This window comes from Streptomyces sp. NPDC004031, from assembly GCF_053604375.1.
Genome location: NZ_JBSGHL010000014.1, coordinates 105,038 through 122,825, shown reverse-complemented (window position 1 = coordinate 122,825; position 17,788 = coordinate 105,038). Strand labels below are relative to the sequence as shown.

Below are 17,788 nucleotides of genomic sequence, written 5' to 3'. Positions count from 1 at the left end.
CTGACCTGGGGACGAGAGGAAGGCGCGGCAAGGTGTCCGGTGGAGAAGTGGCCGGCGTAGCCGGCCTGATCGTGGCGGTGTTCTGGGCGATCCTCGTGTCGTTCCTGGCCGTCGCGCTGGCGCGGCTCGCCCGCACGCTGCGGAGCACCACGGAGCTGGTGGCCGGTATCACGGAGCAGGCCGTTCCGCTGCTCGGTGAGGCCTCGGACGCGCTGCGCTCCGCGCACGAGCAGCTGGACCGGGTCGACACGATCACCGCGGACGTGGCCGAGGTGACGGCCAACGCCTCCGCGCTCTCCTCCACTGTCGCCAGCACCTTCGGCGGGCCCCTGGTGAAGGTCGCGGCCTTCGGCTACGGGGTGCGGCGGGCGGTCGGGCGGCAGGCTCGGGCCGGCGCGGACGTGCCGGCCGCCAGGCGGCGCGGTCGCCGCAACCGCTCGAAGGACTGAGGCCCATGTTCCGCCGTCTGTTCTGGTTCCTGACCGGTGCCGCCACCGGTGTGTGGGCCACCACGAAGGTCAGCCGCGCGCTGCGCCGGCTGAGCCCCGACAGCCTCGCGGCGACGGCCGCGGACCGCGCGCTGGAGACCGGCGCGCGGCTGCGCGAGTTCGCCGCGGACGTCAGGTCGGGGATGGCGCAGCGCGAGGGAGAGCTGCAGGACGCGCTGGGCCTGACCGGCGGCGAGCCCGACCGGGCCGCGCCCCGCCCCGCACCGCGGGAACTGGACACCGACCTCCCGGCACCGCGCCGGGGCATCGCGTACAACACGTACGACCGGAAGGACGAACACTGATGGAGTCGGCAGAAATCCGCCGCCGCTGGCTGCGCTTCTTCGAGGAGCGCGGGCACACCGTTGTGCCGTCGGCGTCCCTCATCGCCGACGACCCGACGCTGCTGCTGGTCCCGGCGGGCATGGTCCCCTTCAAGCCCTACTTCCTCGGCGAGGTCAAGCCGCCCTTCGCGCGCGCCACCAGCGTGCAGAAGTGCGTGCGCACCCCGGACATCGAGGAGGTCGGCAAGACCACCCGGCACGGCACGTTCTTCCAGATGTGCGGCAACTTCTCCTTCGGCGACTACTTCAAGGAAGGCGCCATCCGCTTCGCCTGGGAGCTGCTCACCGAGCCCCTGGACAAGGGCGGTTACGGCCTGGAGCCGGAGAAGCTCTGGATCACCGTCTACGAGGAGGACGACGAGGCCGAGCAGATCTGGCGGGACGTCATCGGTGTGCCCGCCGAGCGCATCCAGCGGCTGGGCAAGGGACCCAACTTCTGGTCCATGGGCGTGCCCGGCCCGTGCGGTCCGTGCTCGGAGATCAACTACGACCGCGGCCCGGAGTTCGGCGCCGAGGGCGGCCCGGCCGTCAACGACGAGCGCTACGTGGAGATCTGGAACCTGGTCTTCATGCAGTACGAGCGCGGTGCGGGCGAGGGCAAGGAGGACTTCCCCATCCTCGGCGACCTGCCCGCCAAGAACATCGACACCGGCCTCGGCCTGGAACGCCTCGCGATGATCCTGCAGGGCGTGCAGAACATGTACGAGACCGACACCCTGCGCGTCGTGATCGACAAGGCCACCGAGCTGACCGGCGTACCGTACGGCCGCTCGCACGACTCGGACGTGGCGCTGCGCGTGGTCGCCGACCACATGCGCACCTCCGTGATGCTCATCGGCGACGGCGTGACCCCCGGCAACGAGGGCCGCGGCTACGTGCTGCGCCGCATCATGCGCCGCGCCATCCGCAACATGCGGCTGCTGGGCGCCCACGAGCCCGTGGCGGCCGAGCTGCTGGACGTCGTCATCGGCATCATGGGCCTGCAGTACCCGGAGCTGGTCACCGACCGCAAGCGCATCGAGACCGTCGCGCTCGCCGAGGAGGCCGCCTTCCTCAAGACGCTCAAGGCCGGCACCAACATCCTCGACACCGCCGTGACGGAGACCAAGGCCGGCGGCGGCACGGTGCTCGCCGGCGACCAGGCCTTCCTGCTGCACGACACGTGGGGCTTCCCGATCGACCTCACCCTGGAGATGGCCGCCGAGCAGGGGCTGTCGGTGGACGAGGACGGCTTCCGGCGGCTCATGAAGGAGCAGCGCGACCGCGCCAAGGCCGACGCCCGCGCCAAGAAGACCGGCCACGCCGACCTGTCCGCCTACCGCGAGGTCGCCGACCGCACCGGCGGCACCGAGTTCACCGGCTACGCCGTGGACCGCAACGAGGCCACCGTCGTCGGCCTGCTGGTGGACGGTCTGCCGTCGCCCGCCGCGACCGAGGGCGACGAGGTCGAGGTCGTCCTCGACCGCACGCCGTTCTACGCCGAGGGTGGCGGCCAGCTCGCCGACACCGGGCGGATCCGGGTCGAGGGCGGCGCCGTCGTCGAGGTACGCGACGTGCAGCAGCCCGTGCCCGGCGTCAGCGTGCACAAGGGCGTCGTCCAGGTCGGCGAGGTCACCGTGGGCGCCGCCGCGCTGGCCCAGATCGACCTGGTGCGCCGCCGGGCCATCGCCCGCGCCCACAGCGCCACCCACCTGACCCACCAGGCGCTGCGCGACGCCCTCGGCCCCACCGCGGCCCAGGCCGGTTCGGAGAACTCGCCCGGCCGCTTCCGCTTCGACTTCGGCTCGCCCGCTGCCGTGCCCGGCACGGTGCTCACCGACGTCGAGCAGAAGATCAACGAGGTGCTGGCCCGCGAACTCGACGTCACCGCCGAGATCCTGCCGATCGCCGAGGCCAAGCGGCAGGGCGCCATCGCGGAGTTCGGCGAGAAGTACGGCGAGCAGGTGCGCGTCGTCACCATCGGCGACTACTCCAAGGAGCTGTGCGGCGGCACCCACGTCGGCAACACCGCCCAGCTCGGCCTGGTCAAGCTGCTCGGCGAATCCTCCATCGGCTCCGGCGTGCGCCGCGTCGAGGCCCTGGTGGGCGTGGACGCGTACAACTTCCTCGCCCGCGAGCACACCGTGGTCGCCCAGCTGACCGAGCTGGTCAAGGGCCGCCCGGAGGAGCTGCCGGACCGGATCGCCGGGATGCTCGGACGGCTCAAGGACGCCGAGAAGGAGATCGAGCGCTTCCGCGCCGAGAAGGTGCTCCAGGCCGCCGCCGGGCTCGCCGAGGGCGCCGAGGACGTCAAGGGCGTCGCCCTGGTCACCGGCACCGTGCCGGAGGGCACCGGCGCCGACGACCTGCGCAAGCTGGTGCTCGACGTGCGGCAGCGCGTCAGCGGCGGCCGTCCGGCCGTGGTGGCCCTGTTCACCGTGGCGGGCGGCCGCCCGCTGACGGTGGTCGCCACCAACGAGGCCGCCCGCGAGCGCGGCATCAAGGCCGGTGAGCTGGTGCGCACTGCCGCCAAGACGCTCGGCGGCGGGGGCGGCGGCAAGGACGACGTGGCCCAGGGCGGTGGCCAGAACCCGGCGGCCGTGCCCGAGGCCGTGGAGGCCGTGCGGCGGCTCGTCGCCGAGAAGGCGTGAGCGTGCACGACGCATCTGACGGCACCGAGCCGCCCCGGCCCGCCATGCGGCGCGGGCGGCGGCTCGGTGTCGATGTCGGGGACGCCAGGATCGGGGTCGCCTCGTGCGACCCGGACGGCATCCTGGCCACCCCCGTCGAGACGGTGCCGGGCCGGGACGTGCCCGCCGCGCTGCGCAGGCTGGCGCAGATCACCGCCGAGTACGAGCCGATCGAGGTCGTCATCGGGCTGCCCCGGTCGCTCAACGGCACGGAGGGACCGGCCGCGGCCAAGGTGCGGGCCTTCGCCCAGGGTGTGGCGAAAATCATCGGCCCGGTGCCGGTGCGGCTGGTGGACGAGCGGATGACCACGGTGACGGCCGCACAGGGGCTGCGCGCGTCGGGCGTACGTGCGAAGAAGGGACGCTCCGTAGTCGATCAGGCAGCCGCGGTCATCATCCTGCAGAGCGCGCTGGAAGCCGAACGGCTGTCGGGTAAAGCTCCGGGGGAGAGCATCCAATCCTCTGTCTGATCGCGATACGGTAACGTTCCGCGCGACACGGCGGCGCCTCATGGCGCCGCCCGTTTCGCAAGGTCGGCAGGCCCGATGCCGACCGCGTACCAAGGGGACCGATGACTGACTATGGCCGGGGCTCCGGCTCCGAACCGTGGCACCCGGACGACCCGCTGTTCGGCGACACGTACGACCGGGGTCAGGGCCAGCAGCCGCCGCAGGGACAGTACGGCGGCGACTGGCAGGACCCGTACGCCTCGGGCCAGCACCAGCAGCAGTACCCGCAGCAGGGCACCGGCCAGTACCCGCAGACACCCCAGCAGCAGTACGGGCACCAGCAGGGCTACCCCCAGCAGCAGGGCCACACCGGCCAGTACCCCCAGCAGGGCGGCTACCCGCAGCAGGGCGGCTACGACACCGGCTCGCACCAGACGTACGACACCGGCAGCCACGGCACCTACGACACCGGCAGCCACGGGACGTACGACACGGGTGGCCACGGCACCTACGACACCGGCTCGCACGGCACGTACGACACCGGCTCGCACCAGACCGGCGGCTACGGCAACCCGGACGCGTACGGCCGCGGCCCCCAGGATCCGTACGGCCACCCGCAGCAGCAGAGCGGCTACTACGACCAGAGCGGCGGCTACCAGCAGCAGCAGTACCGCCAGCCGCAGCAGCCCCAGCAGCCCGGTCCCGGCGGCCAGCAGGCCATGGGCGCGCCCGGCCAGGGCCCCGGCCAGACCCCCGACCCCGGTCAGGGGCAGGGCCGGGTGCAGCAGCCCCCGGCCGGCACCCGCCCGCAGGAGCCGCGCAGCACACCGCTGCGCACCGGCCCGGCAGCCACCGACTGGGACGCCGACGAGGACAAGGGCCCGCGCGAGCACAACTTCTTCGCCAACCGCGACGACGACGATGACGACGACACCCCCGCGAGCACCGGCGGCCGCCGCACCGGCCGCGACCAGCAGGGCGGCCGCAAGCGCCGCAGCGGCTGCGCGTGCTTCGTCGTCGCCCTCGTGCTCGTCGGCGGCATCGCCGGCGGCGGCTACTACGGCTACGGCTTCTACCAGGACCACTTCGGCCCGGCCCCCGACTACTCCGGCCAGGGCACCGGCTCGGTGCAGGTGACGATCCCCAAGGGCGCGACCCTGACCACCATGGGCAACCTGCTCAAGGAGGCCGGCGTGGTCAAGAGCGTCGAGGCCTTCACCACCGCGGCCAACAAGAACCCCAAGGGCACGAGCATCCAGGCGGGCGTCTACTCGCTCAACAAGCAGATGTCGGCGGACTCCGCCGTCGCGATGATGCTCGACCCCAAGTCGCAGGACGCGATGATCATTCCCGAGGGATGGCGCGCGACCAGGGTGTACGCCGAGATCGACAGCAAACTCGGCCTGAAGGCCGGAACCACCGCCCAGCAAATCAAGGGCGCGGATCTGGGCCTCCCCGACTGGGCCAAGGGGAATCCGGAGGGCTTCCTCTTCCCCATGAAGTACAGCGTGGCCAAGACCATGAAACCGGTCGACCTCGTCAAACAGATGGTCGCCCAGGCCAACGCCGAATACAGCAAGGACGGGCTGGCGAGCGCCGCGCAGAAGGCAGGAAAGACACCCCTGGAGATACTGGAGATCGCCAGTCTCATCCAGGCTGAGGCCCAGGAGGCCGAGGACTTCGGCAAGGTGTCCCGGGTCGTCTACAACCGGCTCGACCAGGGCATGAAGCTCGAATTCGACTCGACGATCAACTACGCCATGGGCCGGTCGACGCTGACGACGTCCAACAAGGACATCCACTACAAGTCGCCGTACAACACCTACGACCACAAGGGCCTGCCGCCCGGCCCGATCGACAATCCGGGGCACGACGCCATAGCGGCCGCGCTCAACCCGACATCGGGCAACTGGCTCTACTTCGTCACCGTCAAGCCCGGTGACACCCGCTTCACCAACAGCTATGCGACGCACCAGAAGAACGTGCAGGACTTCAACGACTACCAGAAGGCTCACAGCGGATGACCGGCGCCCGCCGAGCCGCCGTGCTCGGCTCGCCGATCGCCCACTCGCTGTCCCCGGTGCTGCACCGCGCCGCCTACGCGGCGATGGGCCTCGACGGCTGGCACTACGACCGCTTCGAGGTCGACGAGGCGGCCCTGCCGGCCTTCCTCGGCGGCCTGGACCCGGCCGAATGGTCCGGGCTGTCGCTGACCATGCCGCTCAAGCGCGCGGTGATCCCGCTGCTCGACGAGATCACGCCCACCGCCGCCTCCGTCGAGGCCGTCAACACCGTGGTGTTCGGCCCCGGCGGGCTGCGCGGCGACAACACCGACATCCCCGGGCTGCTCGCCGCCCTGTACGAGCGCGGCATCACCACCGTGCCGTCGGCCGCCGTGCTCGGCGCGGGCGCCACCGCGTCCTCCGCGCTCGCCGCCCTCTCCCGCATCTGCACCGGCGAGGTGACCGCGTACGTCCGCAGCGACGCGCGCGCCGCCGAGATGCGGCAGTGGGGCGAGCGGCTGGGCGTGGCGGTGCGCACCGCCGACTGGGCGGATGCCGCCGCCGCGTTCGACGCCCCGCTGGTGATCGCCACCACCCCCGCGGGAGCCGCCGACCACCTGGCCGCCGCCGTACCGCAGCGGCCGGGCGCGCTCTTCGACGTCCTGTACCACCCGTGGCCCACCCCGCTGGCAGCCGCCTGGTCCGCCCGCGGCGGCACCGTCCTCGGCGGCCTCGACCTGCTCGTCCACCAGGCCGTCCTGCAGATCGAGCAGTACACCGGCCGTACCGGCGTACCCGTGGACGCGATGCGCGCGGCGGGCGAGGCGGCGCTGCGCTGACCTCGCGCGGGCGCTGAGCACCGGGCCCGTCCCGCACCCTGGACGCCCGTCCGGGACGTGCCGCGAAACGTGGGAGGATCGGGGCGAGAACGGCAGGGCTTTGTCGAGGGAGCACCGTTGAGCAGGTTGCGCTGGCTGACCGCGGGGGAGTCGCACGGCCCCGCACTCGTGGCGACACTGGAAGGGCTGCCCTCCGGGGTGCCCGTCACCACCGACCTGGTGGCGGACGCGCTGGCGCGCCGCCGGCTCGGTTACGGCCGCGGGGCCCGGATGAAGTTCGAGCGGGACGAGGTGACCTTCCTCGGCGGCGTGCGGCACGGCCGCACCATGGGCAGCCCGGTCGCGGTCATGGTCGGCAACACCGAGTGGCCCAAGTGGGAGCAGGTCATGTCGGCCGACCCGGTCGACCCCGAGATCCTCGCGGGCCTCGCCCGCAACGCCCCGCTGACCCGGCCCCGGCCCGGCCACGCCGACCTCGCCGGGATGCAGAAGTACGACCTGGACGAGGCCCGCCCTGTGCTGGAGCGCGCCAGCGCCCGGGAGACCGCGGCCCGTGTCGCGCTCGGCGCCGTCGCCCGCTCCTACCTCAAGGAGACCACCGGCATCGAGATCGTCTCGCACGTCGTCGAACTCGCCGCCGCCAAGGCCCCGTACGGCGTGCTGCCGGTGCCCGCCGACGAGGCCCGGCTCGACGAGGACCCGGTGCGCTGCCTCGACGCCGACGCGAGCAAGCGGATGGTCGCCGAGATCGACCAGGCCCACAAGGACGGCGACACCCTCGGCGGCGTCGTCGAGGTGCTGGCCTACGGGGTGCCCGTCGGCCTCGGCTCGCACGTCCACTGGGACCGCCGGCTCGACGCCCGGCTCGCCGCCGCGCTCATGGGCATCCAGGCCATCAAGGGCGTCGAGGTCGGCGACGGCTTCGACCTCGCCCGTGTCCCCGGCTCGCAGGCGCACGACGAGATCGTGCCCGGCCCCGACGGCATCCGCCGCAGCTCCGGCCGCTCCGGCGGCACCGAGGGCGGCATGAGCACCGGCGAACTGCTCCGCGTACGCGCCGCGATGAAGCCCATCGCGACGGTGCCGCGCGCGCTCGCCACCGTCGACGTCACCACCGGTGAGCCCGCGCAGGCCCACCACCAGCGCTCCGACGTGTGCGCGGTGCCCGCCGCCGGCATCGTCGCCGAGGCCATGGTCGCGCTGGTGCTCGCCGACGCCGTCGCCGAGAAGTTCGGCGGCGACTCCGTCGCGCAGGTGCGCCGCAACGTCCAGGACTACCTCGACCACCTGGTCGTCCGGTGACGGCGCCGGCCGCGGGTGCGGCCGGGCCGCCCGTCGTCGTCCTGGTCGGCCCGCCCGGCGCGGGCAAGTCCACCGCGGGCCGCATCCTCGCCGAGCGGCTCGGCGTCGGCTACCGCGACACCGACGCCGACATCGAGGCGACCGCGGGCAAGCCGATCCCGGACATCTTCATCGACCACGGCGAGCCGCACTTCCGTGAGCTGGAGAGCGCCGCCGTCCGTGACGCGCTGGCCGGCCACGGCGGAGTCCTCGCGCTCGGCGGCGGCGCGATCATGGACGCCGGCACCCGCGCGCTGCTCGACGGCCTGGCGGTGGTCTTCCTCGACGTCGGCCTGCACTCCGCCGTGCACCGCGTCGGCCTCGACGCCCCGCGCCCGCTGCTCGCGGTCAACCCGCGGCAGCGCTGGCGGGAGCTGATGGAGGCGCGCCGCCCGCTCTACACCGAAGTCGCCAGAGCCGTCGTCCCCACCGACGACCGCACCCCCGAGGACGTGGCCGACGCCGTCCTCGACGTACTCCAGCTGAAGGACGCATGAGCGACACGCCCGAGACCCCGGTCCGCATCACCGTCGCCGGGACCGCCGGCACCGACCCGTACGACGTGCTCATCGGCCACCAGCTGCTCGGCGAACTCCCCGGCCTCATCGGCGACAGGGCTCGGCGGGTGGCCGTCCTGCACCCCGAGGCGCTGGCCGGTACCGGTGAGGCCGTCCGCGACGACCTCGCCGAGCAGGGCTACGAGGCCGTCGCCGTCCAGGTGCCCAACGCCGAGGAGGCCAAGACCGCCGAGGTCGCCGCCTACTGCTGGAAGGCCCTCGGCCAGTCCGGGTTCACCCGCACCGACGTCATCGTCGGCGTCGGCGGCGGTGCCACCACCGACCTCGCCGGATTCGTCGCCGCGAGCTGGCTGCGCGGGGTGCGCTGGATCGCCGTGCCCACCACGGTGCTCGGCATGGTCGACGCGGCCGTCGGCGGCAAGACCGGCATCAACACCGCCGAGGGCAAGAACCTCGTCGGCGCCTTCCACCCGCCCGCCGGTGTCCTGTGCGACCTCGCCGCCCTCGACTCGCTGCCCGCCAACGACTACGTCAGCGGCCTCGCCGAGATCATCAAGGCCGGTTTCATCGCCGACCCCGTCATCCTCGACCTGATCGAGGCCGACCCCGAGGGTGCCCGCAGCCCCGGCTACGCCCACACCGCCGAGCTGATCGAACGCGCCATCCGCGTCAAGGCCCACGTCGTCTCCAGCGACCTCAAGGAATCCGGCCTGCGGGAGATCCTCAACTACGGCCACACGCTCGCCCACGCCATCGAGAAGAACGAGCGCTACCGCTGGCGGCACGGCGCCGCCGTCTCCGTCGGCATGGTCTTCGCCGCCGAACTCGGCCGCCTCGCCGGACGCCTCGACGACGCCACCGCCGACCGGCACAGCGCCGTCCTCGGCGCGGTCGGCCTGCCCCTCACCTACCGCGGCGACCAGTGGCCGAAGCTGCTGGAGACCATGAAGGTCGACAAGAAGTCCCGCGGTGACCTGCTGCGCTTCATCGTCCTCGACGGCCTGGCCAAACCGACCGTCCTCGAAGGCCCCGACCCGGCGATCCTGCTCGCCGCCTACGGGGAGGTGTCCGCGTGACCCGCCCCGTCCTCGTCCTCAACGGCCCCAACCTCGGCCGCCTCGGCTCCCGCGAGCCCGACGTCTACGGCTCCACCTCCTACGCCGGCCTCGTCGAGCGCTGCACCGCCTTCGGGACGAAGCTCGGCTTCGCCGTCGAGGTCCGCGAGACCAACGACGAGGGCGAGCTGATCCGCTGGCTGCACGAGGCCGCCGACGGACAGGTGCCCGTCGTCCTCAACCCCGGTGCGTTCACGCACTACTCGTACGGCCTGCGCGACGCCGCGGCCCAGCGCACGGCGCCGCTCGTCGAGGTCCACATCTCCAACCCCTACGCGCGGGAGGCGTTCCGCCACGAGTCGGTGATCGCCCCGGTGGCCACGGGCACGATCGCCGGCTTCGGCCTCACCTCCTACCTCCTGGCCCTCCAGGCCCTCGCCGACCTCCCTACTGCGTAGGGCGTCGCCCCCAGGGGCGCGGGGAACTGCGCGCTCAGCCCCCACCGGGGCGCGGGTAGTCACCGGCCCAAGGGGGCAGTTGCTGTCGTTCCCGGACCACCGGCAGGTGGTGGGTTGCCCGCGCAGTTCTCCCCCAGGCTCCGCCTGGGAGGTGCCCCCACGCGCCCCTGGGCGTACCGCCCTGCGCAGAGGGCAGCCCCCGAAGCCCGCCCGGCAAGGGCAGGGCAACCGGGAAGGTTTCCCGGGCGTTCACCAAACGACGCACGGGAACGGTACCGTTCCATGTCAACCCGCGCGGCAGCGCACACCGCACGAGATGGAGTCGGCCGACATGCAGCACGCTGTGGGGGCGCCGCAGCCCGGCGGAGGCCCGACGCCCCCGGCCGTAAGCGTCACCGGGCACTTCCCGCTGCCCGCGGCCGCCCCGGTGCAGGCGCCCGTGCCGGACGCCAACGGTTCGCTGGGGGGCGCCGCCCACGGCCCGGTGGCCGTCCTGCTGATCGGCGCCGCGGGCGCCGGGAAGACGACCATCGCCCGGCACTGGGCGGACAACCGCGGTGCCCCGACCGCGCACATCAGCCTCGACGACGTGCGCGAGTGGGTACGGGCCGGGTTCGCCGACCCGCAGGCGGGGTGGAACGAGCACTCCGAGGCGCAGTACCGGCTCGCCCGCCGCACGTGCGGTTTCGCCGCGCGGAACTTCCTGGCCAACGGGGTGTCCTGCATCATCGACGACGCCGTCTTCCCCGACCGCCCGGCGGTGGGCCTGGGCGGCTGGAAGCGGCACGTCGGGCCCGGACTCGTCCCCGTGGTGCTCCTGCCGGGCCTGGACATCGTCCTGACCCGCAACGCCGAGCGCTCCGGCAACCGCCGGCTCTCCGACGAGGAGGTCGCCCGTATCCACGGCCGGATGGCCGGCTGGTACGGGTCGGGTCTGCCGATCATCGACAACTCCCACCTCGACGTCGAGGCCGCCGCCGCGGCCCTGGACCGCGTCGTGCTGCGCAGCCTGCAGGGCCCTCCCACCTGGTGAGGCCGTGCCCCGCGGGGGCACACCGGGCCCGCCTCCGCAAGGCGGCGGAAAAGGGGCGAGGGCCGACACGTCGACTTAAGCTCGCCGCATGGCGGAGGTGCATGGGACCCGGCGGGACCGGCTGCGCGAGCGATGCGCCGCGGCAGGCGCGGCCGCCGCGCTGATCACCCGACCGGCGAACGTCCGGTATCTGACCGGCTGCGCGCCGCCCGGCTCCGCACTGCTGGTCGGGCCGGGCGCCGAGGACACCCTCGTCCACCTGCGGCCGCCGCCGGACGACGAGGGCGCGGGCCGCGACCCGCGGGGCGCGGGGGAGCAGCCCCCGGAGGACCTGCGGGCGACCGTGCTGCCCTCGCCGGACGGCGACGCCGCCGTGGCCGCGGCCACGCTCGCACGCGAGCAGCACGCGGGGTCGCTCGCCGTCGAGGAGCACCACCTGACCGTGGCGCGGCACCGCGCCATCCGCTCGGTCGCGAACGGCATGCCGATGTCCGACCTCGGCGGGGCCGTGGAGCAGCTGCGGCTGGTCAAGGACGAGCACGAGATCGCCGCGCTGCGGATCGCCGCGGAGATCGCCGACCAGGCGCTCGGCGAGCTGCTGGAGTCGATCCTGGTGGGCCGCACCGAGCGGCACCTCGCGCTGGAGCTGGAGCGGCGGCTGGTCGACCACGGGGCCGACAGCGCGGCCTTCCCCACCTCCGTGGGCACCGGCCCGAACAGCGGCACGGCCCGGCACGTCCCGACGGACCGGCGGGTCGAGGAGGGCGACTTCCTCACCGTGCGGCTCGGCGCGTGCTACCGCGGGTACCGCTGCGAGGTGGGCCGTACGTTCGTGATCGGCACGGCGCCCGCGGGCTGGCAGATCGACCTGTACGACCTGGTCTTCAACGCCCAGCGGGCCGCGCGGGAGGCGCTGGCACCGGGTGTGGCCTGCCGGGACGTGGACCGGGTGGCCCGGCAGCCGCTGGTCGCGGCGGGGCACGGGGACGGTGTCGCGCAGTGGTCCGGGCACGGCGTGGGCCTGGAAATCGACGAGGACCCTCAGTTGTCACCTGCGGCCATGGGTAAACTGGACGCTTGCGTGCCGGTCACCGTCGAGCCGGGGGTCCACCTTCCGGGCCGCGGCGGGGTCCGCATCGACGACACACTCGTCGTACGCCCCGCGGCGGACGGCGGGCCCGAGCTACTCACCATCACGACCAAGGAACTCCTCGCCCTGTGACGGGCAGGGGGTGTCCGCGGTCCCCGAAGCAGCACATTCAGGAGATCCGCAACCGTGGCCACCACGAACGACCTCAAGAACGGCCTCGTGCTCAAGCTGGACGGCGGTCAGCTCTGGACCGTAGTCGAGTTCCAGCACGTCAAGCCCGGCAAGGGCCCCGCCTTCGTGCGCACCAAGCTGAAGCACGTGCTCTCCGGGAAGGTCGTCGACAAGACCTTCAACGCGGGTGTGAAGGTCGAGACCGCCAACGTCGACAAGCGCGGCATGCAGTTCTCCTACAAGGACGGCACCGACTTCGTCTTCATGGACACCGAGACCTTCGACCAGATCACCATCACCCCCGAGGTCGTCGGCGACGCCGCCAACTACCTGCTGGAGGGTTTCGAGGCCACCGTGGCGATGTACGAGGGCGCGCCCCTGTACGTCGAGCTGCCCGCGGCCGTCGAGCTGGTCATCGAGTACACCGAGCCGGGTGTCCAGGGCGACCGCTCGACGGGCGGCTCCAAGCCGGCGCGGCTGGAGACCGGCTACGAGATCGGTGTCCCGCTCTTCATCACCACGGGTGAGAAGGTCAAGGTCGACACCCGTACGGGCGACTACCTCGGCCGGGTGAACAGCTAACCGTGGCCGCACGGAACAAGGCCCGCAAGCGCGCCTTCCAGATCCTCTTCGAGGCCGACCAGCGGGGCGCCGACCCGGTGACCGTCATGGCGGACTGGATCCGGCTCGCCCGGACCGACGACCGGCAGCCGCAGGTCACCGAGTACACGATGCAGCTGGTCGAGGGGTACGCGGCGCACGCCGGGCCGATCGACGAGCTGCTGTCGCGGCACGCCGTGGGCTGGACGCTGGACCGGATGCCGGTCGTCGATCGCAATGTGCTGCGGCTCGGCGCCTACGAGCTGATCTGGGAGGACGACGTCCCGGACGCGGTGGTGCTGGACGAGGCGGTGGAGCTCGCCAAGGAGTTCTCCACGGACGAGTCGCCGTCCTTCGTCAACGGCCTGCTCGGCAAGCTCATGGAGCTCAAGCCGACCCTGCCGCGCTAGACCGCGGGGCTCGCGCGCCCCTGACGCACACCCTGACCAGGCCCGACAGCAGAAGGTGAACATTATTCTGCTTCGGGCCTGGTGCATGCCGCACACCGTGGCCTAGATTCCCGCGCATGGACGAAGCGGCGGGCCCCGGCGGCGACGACACGATCCTGGCCCACCTGGAGCGGCTGCGCGCGGCCGACCTGCCCGTGCGCGGCGGCCGCACCATGGCCTACGTCTACGACGCCGGGCTCGCCGGACTCGACGAGCTGGCGGCGCGGGCGCACACCGCGTTCGCGGGCGTCAACGGACTGGACATGACCGTCTTCCCCAGCGTCGTCGCGCTGGAGAACGACATCGTCCGGCAGACCGCCGACCTGCTCGGCGGCGGCCCCGCCACCGCCGGCACCTTCACCAGCGGCGGCACCGAGAGCTGCCTGCTCGCCGTGCTGACCGCCCGCGAGCACGCCGCCCGCACCCGCGGGGTCACCGCCCCCGAGATCGTGCTGCCGCAGACCGCGCACGCCGCCTTCCACAAGGCCGCCGCGCTCTTCGGGCTCACCCCCGTCACCGTCCCCGTCGATCCCGCGACCTTCCGGGCCGACCCGCACGCCACGGCCGCCGCGCTGACCGAGCGCACCGCCCTGGTCGTCGTGTCCGCGCCCTCGTACGCGCACGGGGTGATCGACCCGGTGCCCGCCGTCGCGGCCGCCGCCGCCGAGCGCGGCATCCTCTGCCACGTCGACGCCTGCATCGGCGGCTGGTACCTCGGCCACCGGCGGCTCGCCGCCGGTATCGCCCCGCCGCCGCCCTTCGACCTGGCCGTACCCGGTGTCACCTCGCTCTCGGTCGACCTGCACAAGTACGGCTACACCCCCAAGGGCGCCTCCGTCCTGCTCTTCCGCGACGCCGAGCTGCGCCGCCACGGCTGGTTCGCGCACGCCTCCTGGCCCGGCTACCCGGTCGTCAACGCCACCCTCCAGGGCACCAAGTCCGCCGGGCCGCTCGCCGCCGCCTGGGCGGTGCTGCGGAAGGTCGGCACCGCCGGTTACGCGGACCTGGCCCGCCGGGTGCACGAGGCGGCCGCCCGGCTCACCGAGGGCATCGGGCGCATCGAGGGCCTGCGCGTCCTCGGCACCCCCGACGCCTCGCTCGTCGCGGTGGCCGCCGCCGAGGAGGGGCTCGACCCCTTCGTCGTCGCCGACGAGATGCGGCTGCGCGGCTGGTACCTCCAGCCGCAGCCCGCCTTCGGCCCGTCCCCGGCGAACGTGCACCTGACCGTGACGGCGGCGGTCGCCGACCCGGCGCGGATCGACGAACTGCTCGCCGAACTGGCCGCCGCGACCGCGCGGGCCCGCGCCCTGGGCCCCGCGACCGCCGACCCGGCGATCGCCGCGGCCGCGGCCGGACTCGACCCCGCCGCCCTCGGACCGGACGAGGTCGCCTTCGCCCTCGACGTCGCCGGGGTCGGCACGGACGGCGCCCTGCCGGAGCGGATGGCCCCGGTGCTCGCCGTACTCCAGGCACTGCCCGCCCCGCTGACGGAACGTCTGCTGCCCGAGGTCGTCGCACGGTTGTACACCGCCTGAGCCGCGCCCCGCGGAAAACCCGGTGCCCGCGGTGCCTCCCGCGCGTTACGCTCACGCCCGGAATCGCGCGCAGTCCGCCACGAGGAAGCGCGCCCGCCGACGAACGAGGGGAGACGGCCGTGCGTACCGCCGCTGTCGTCCCCGCGCCGCGGCACCGGGTGATCCTGGTGTCTTCGTGTCTCCGGAGCCGGCTGCGCGGCCGGCCCCGGACCCCCTGACGCACCCGCACGCCCTCCGCCGCCAGGCGACCCGTGGGCCCGGTGCGCCCGGGGAATCGCGCCCGCCCGATTCCCGGATCACCCGAAAGGCCCAGGGCCGTGCGCAGCACCCGCACCCGTACCCGTCAGACCGCCAACCCCCTCGCGACCGTCCGCAACATCGGCATCCTCGCCCACGTGGACGCAGGCAAGACCACCGTCACCGAGCGGGTCCTGTACCTCACCGGCGCCACCCACAAACGCGGCGAGGTCCACGACGGCACCACCGTCACCGACTTCGACCCGCAGGAGCGCGACCGCGGCATCACCATCTTCGCGGCCGCCGTCTCCTGCGACTGGGACGGCCACCGGATCAACCTGATCGACACACCCGGCCACGTCGACTTCGCCGACGAGGTCGAACGCTCGCTGCGCGTCCTGGACGGCGCGGTCGCCGTCTTCGACGCGGTCGCCGGCGTCGAGCCGCAGAGCGAGTCGGTGTGGCGGCAGGCCGACCGGCACGGCGTCCCCCGCATCGCCTTCGTCAACAAGCTGGACCGGGCCGGCGCCGACCTCGACGCCGCGGCCGACTCCATCCGGCGGCGGCTGCACACCGTACCGCTCGTCGTACAGCTGCCCATCGGACGCGAGGACGGCTTCACCGGCGTCGTCGACCTGGTGGCGATGCGGGCACTGGTCTGGGCGGACGGCGCCGCCGCGTACACCGAGGGCGAGGTGCCGCAGGAGCTGCGCGACGAGGCCGTACGCCGCCGCAGGCTGCTGGAGGAGACGGTGGCGGAGCTGCACCCGGCCGCGCTGGAGGAGTTCTGCGCCGGGCGGACACTGAGCCCGCAGGCGCTGACCGCGGTCTTGCGCGACCTCACCCGCGGCGGCGAGGCCGTCGTCGTGCTGTGCGGCTCGGCCTACCGCAACCGCGGTGTCGAACCGCTGCTGGACGCCGTCACCGCCTACCTGCCCTCGCCGCTGGACGTCCCGGCGGTACGCGGCCGGGCGGCGGACGGGCCCGCGGAACGGCCCGCCGATCCGGCGGCGCCCTTCGCGGGGCTGGTGTTCAAGGTCAACGCGACCGCCACCGGGCGGCTCACGTTCCTGCGGATCTACTCGGGCACGCTGCGGAAGGGGGACACGGTGCTGGACGCGGGCACCCGGCGCACCGAACGCGTCGGCCGCATCCTGCGGGTGCAGGCCGACCGGCACGCCGAGGCGGAGCAGGCCGTCGCCGGCGACATCGTCGCCGTCGTCGGTCCCAAGGCCGCACGCCCCGGCGCGACGCTGTGCGCGCCCGGCGCGCCGCTGGTCCTGGAACCCCCGGCGGTGGCCGCCCCGGTCGTCTCCGTCGCGGTCGAGGCCGCGCTGTCCGCCGACACCGAACGGCTCGTCGGCGCGCTCGCCCGGCTCGCCGAGGAGGACCCGTCGCTGACGGTCCGCACCGACGCGGAGACCGGCCAGCTCGTGCTGGCCGGCATGGGCGAGCTGCACCTGGAGGTCGCGGTCGAGAAAGTGCGCATCGACCACGGCATCCGGGTCACGGTCGGCCGCCCGCAGGTCTCCTACCGGGAGACCGTGACGCGCGGGGTGACCGGGCACGTCCACCGGCACGTCAAGCAGGACGGCGGCGCCGGGCAGTACGCGCACGTGGTGATCGACGTCCACCCGCACGAAGGTGCTCCGCAGGGCGGGGGAGAGGAGGGGTTCGTGTTCGCGTCCACCGTCACCGGCGGGCGGGTGCCGCGCGAGTACGTACGCGCTGTCGCGGACGGGTGCCGGGACGCGCTCGCCGAGGGCCCCCTCGGCGGGCACCCCGTCACCGGCCTGCGGGTCGTCCTCACGGACGGGGCCACGCACCCCAAGGACTCCTCCGAGCTCGCGTTCCGCACCGCCGGTCGCGACGCCCTGCGCGGGGCGCTGCGGGCGTGCGGGATGGGGGTGCTGGAGCCCGTCGTCGAGGTCACGGTGACCTCGCCGGACGACTGCGTCGGGGCGGTGCTCGGTGATCTTGCCGCGCGGCGGGGGCGGGTGGCGGGCCAGCGGTCCGTCGGCGGGGCGACGGAAGTGACCGCGACGGTGCCGTTGGCGCGGCTCTTCGGCTACGCGGGGTCGCTGCGCGGGCGTACGCAGGGCCGTGCGACCTTCACGAGCCGCTCCGCGGGGTACGTGGCGGTCTGACCCGCGCGTGGGGGTGGTCCGGGGTGCGCCGCCCCGGGCTGCCCCTTGCGGTGCGGTGTGCGACCTTGCGGTGGGTGGGGGGTTGCTCGCGCCGTTCCTCGCGCCCCTTTGCGCGGCGCGCCGGTGGGCGGGTCGGGGGCCGCCACGGGGCACCTCCTCGGAATGCGCCTTCGCCCTCACCGTAGTTGGTGAGCCCCTCCCAGCGCATTCCTGCGGGGGCACCCCGCACCGTCCCCCTCCAGGCCGGTTCAGCGGCTGCCTGCCGGCGGGGGTGAGGGTTCCCTTGCGGGGGCCCGGCCGCGGGCGAGGGCACCCGTTTTCAGGGGCCCGGCTGCGGGGTGGAGGGCACCCGTTTTTAGGGG

General features: G+C 73.6%; 16 protein-coding genes. All 16 read left to right on the top strand.

Annotated elements, in window-relative coordinates; all coding sequences use genetic code 11:
* The first annotated feature begins 32 nt into the window (after positions 1-32).
* The 16 genes from ACWERV_RS11905 (at position 33) to fusA (ending at position 17,426) form a co-directional block, all read left to right on the top strand.
* Complete coding sequence (locus tag ACWERV_RS11905; RefSeq protein ID WP_398180319.1) at positions 33-449, top strand: DUF948 domain-containing protein; 417 nt, start codon at positions 33-35, stop codon at positions 447-449.
* A 5-nt stretch (positions 450-454) separates the two neighbouring features.
* The gene (locus ACWERV_RS11900) at positions 455-793 is read left to right on the top strand and encodes a DUF6167 family protein (RefSeq protein ID WP_398180316.1); all 339 of its coding nucleotides are present in this window, start codon (positions 455-457) and stop codon (positions 791-793) included.
* Complete coding sequence (gene alaS / locus ACWERV_RS11895) at positions 793-3,462, top strand: alanine--tRNA ligase (RefSeq protein ID WP_398180313.1); 2,670 nt, start codon at positions 793-795, stop codon at positions 3,460-3,462. The genes ACWERV_RS11900 and alaS overlap by 1 nt, the downstream gene beginning before the upstream one ends.
* 44 nt (positions 3,463-3,506) lie before the next feature.
* Complete coding sequence (gene ruvX, locus ACWERV_RS11890) at positions 3,507-3,971, top strand: Holliday junction resolvase RuvX (protein ID WP_398180870.1); 465 nt, start codon at positions 3,507-3,509, stop codon at positions 3,969-3,971.
* 101 nt (positions 3,972-4,072) lie between these two features.
* The gene (mltG, locus tag ACWERV_RS11885; protein WP_452931754.1) at positions 4,073-5,974 is read left to right on the top strand and encodes an endolytic transglycosylase MltG; all 1,902 of its coding nucleotides are present in this window, start codon (positions 4,073-4,075) and stop codon (positions 5,972-5,974) included.
* On the top strand, positions 5,971-6,792 hold the full coding sequence (locus tag ACWERV_RS11880) for a shikimate dehydrogenase (RefSeq protein ID WP_452931751.1): 822 nt from the start codon (positions 5,971-5,973) through the stop codon (positions 6,790-6,792). Before mltG ends, ACWERV_RS11880 begins: the two co-directional genes overlap by 4 nt.
* Before the next feature lie 117 nt (positions 6,793-6,909).
* A complete protein-coding gene (aroC, locus tag ACWERV_RS11875; RefSeq protein ID WP_398180304.1) occupies positions 6,910-8,094 on the top strand; it encodes a chorismate synthase in 1,185 nt (394 codons plus the stop codon).
* Positions 8,091-8,630, top strand: coding sequence for a shikimate kinase (locus ACWERV_RS11870; RefSeq protein WP_398180301.1), 540 nt, complete (start codon positions 8,091-8,093; stop codon positions 8,628-8,630). Before aroC ends, ACWERV_RS11870 begins: the two co-directional genes overlap by 4 nt.
* Complete coding sequence (gene aroB / locus ACWERV_RS11865) at positions 8,627-9,727, top strand: 3-dehydroquinate synthase (protein WP_398180297.1); 1,101 nt, start codon at positions 8,627-8,629, stop codon at positions 9,725-9,727. Before ACWERV_RS11870 ends, aroB begins: the two co-directional genes overlap by 4 nt.
* The gene (gene aroQ / locus ACWERV_RS11860) at positions 9,724-10,164 is read left to right on the top strand and encodes a type II 3-dehydroquinate dehydratase (protein WP_398180294.1); all 441 of its coding nucleotides are present in this window, start codon (positions 9,724-9,726) and stop codon (positions 10,162-10,164) included. Before aroB ends, aroQ begins: the two co-directional genes overlap by 4 nt.
* 331 nt (positions 10,165-10,495) lie before the next feature.
* Positions 10,496-11,197 carry an AAA family ATPase gene (locus tag ACWERV_RS11855; protein ID WP_452931746.1) on the top strand — a complete coding sequence of 234 codons (702 nt, stop codon included), beginning with the start codon at positions 10,496-10,498 and terminating at the stop codon, positions 11,195-11,197.
* An 88-nt stretch (positions 11,198-11,285) separates the two neighbouring features.
* Complete coding sequence (locus ACWERV_RS11850) at positions 11,286-12,419, top strand: M24 family metallopeptidase (protein ID WP_398180291.1); 1,134 nt, start codon at positions 11,286-11,288, stop codon at positions 12,417-12,419.
* A 54-nt stretch (positions 12,420-12,473) separates the two neighbouring features.
* A complete protein-coding gene (gene efp / locus ACWERV_RS11845; RefSeq protein WP_398180288.1) occupies positions 12,474-13,040 on the top strand; it encodes an elongation factor P in 567 nt (188 codons plus the stop codon).
* A 2-nt stretch (positions 13,041-13,042) separates the two neighbouring features.
* The gene (gene nusB, locus ACWERV_RS11840) at positions 13,043-13,468 is read left to right on the top strand and encodes a transcription antitermination factor NusB (RefSeq protein WP_398180285.1); all 426 of its coding nucleotides are present in this window, start codon (positions 13,043-13,045) and stop codon (positions 13,466-13,468) included.
* A gap of 116 nt (positions 13,469-13,584) precedes the next feature.
* The gene (locus tag ACWERV_RS11835) at positions 13,585-15,042 is read left to right on the top strand and encodes a pyridoxal phosphate-dependent decarboxylase family protein (protein ID WP_452931741.1); all 1,458 of its coding nucleotides are present in this window, start codon (positions 13,585-13,587) and stop codon (positions 15,040-15,042) included.
* 317 nt (positions 15,043-15,359) lie between these two features.
* Positions 15,360-17,426 carry an elongation factor G gene (gene fusA, locus ACWERV_RS11830; RefSeq protein ID WP_452931738.1) on the top strand — a complete coding sequence of 689 codons (2,067 nt, stop codon included), beginning with the start codon at positions 15,360-15,362 and terminating at the stop codon, positions 17,424-17,426.
* Positions 17,427-17,788 lie beyond the last annotated feature (362 nt).

Bases quoted from the DNA above. Each gene is read 5' to 3' on its own strand.
- ACWERV_RS11855 (WP_452931746.1), top strand. From the start codon at position 10,496: ATGCAGCACGCTGTGGGGGCGCCGCAGCCCGGCGGAGGCCCGACGCCC.
- ACWERV_RS11850 (WP_398180291.1), top strand. From the start codon at position 11,286: ATGGCGGAGGTGCATGGGACCCGGCGGGACCGGCTGCGCGAGCGATGC.
- aroB (WP_398180297.1), top strand. From the start codon at position 8,627: ATGAGCGACACGCCCGAGACCCCGGTCCGCATCACCGTCGCCGGGACC.
- ACWERV_RS11880 (WP_452931751.1), top strand. From the start codon at position 5,971: ATGACCGGCGCCCGCCGAGCCGCCGTGCTCGGCTCGCCGATCGCCCAC.
- ACWERV_RS11835 (WP_452931741.1), top strand. From the start codon at position 13,585: ATGGACGAAGCGGCGGGCCCCGGCGGCGACGACACGATCCTGGCCCAC.
- ACWERV_RS11900 (WP_398180316.1), top strand. From the start codon at position 455: ATGTTCCGCCGTCTGTTCTGGTTCCTGACCGGTGCCGCCACCGGTGTG.
- alaS (WP_398180313.1), top strand. From the start codon at position 793: ATGGAGTCGGCAGAAATCCGCCGCCGCTGGCTGCGCTTCTTCGAGGAG.
- ruvX (WP_398180870.1), top strand. From the start codon at position 3,507: ATGCGGCGCGGGCGGCGGCTCGGTGTCGATGTCGGGGACGCCAGGATC.
- mltG (WP_452931754.1), top strand. From the start codon at position 4,073: ATGACTGACTATGGCCGGGGCTCCGGCTCCGAACCGTGGCACCCGGAC.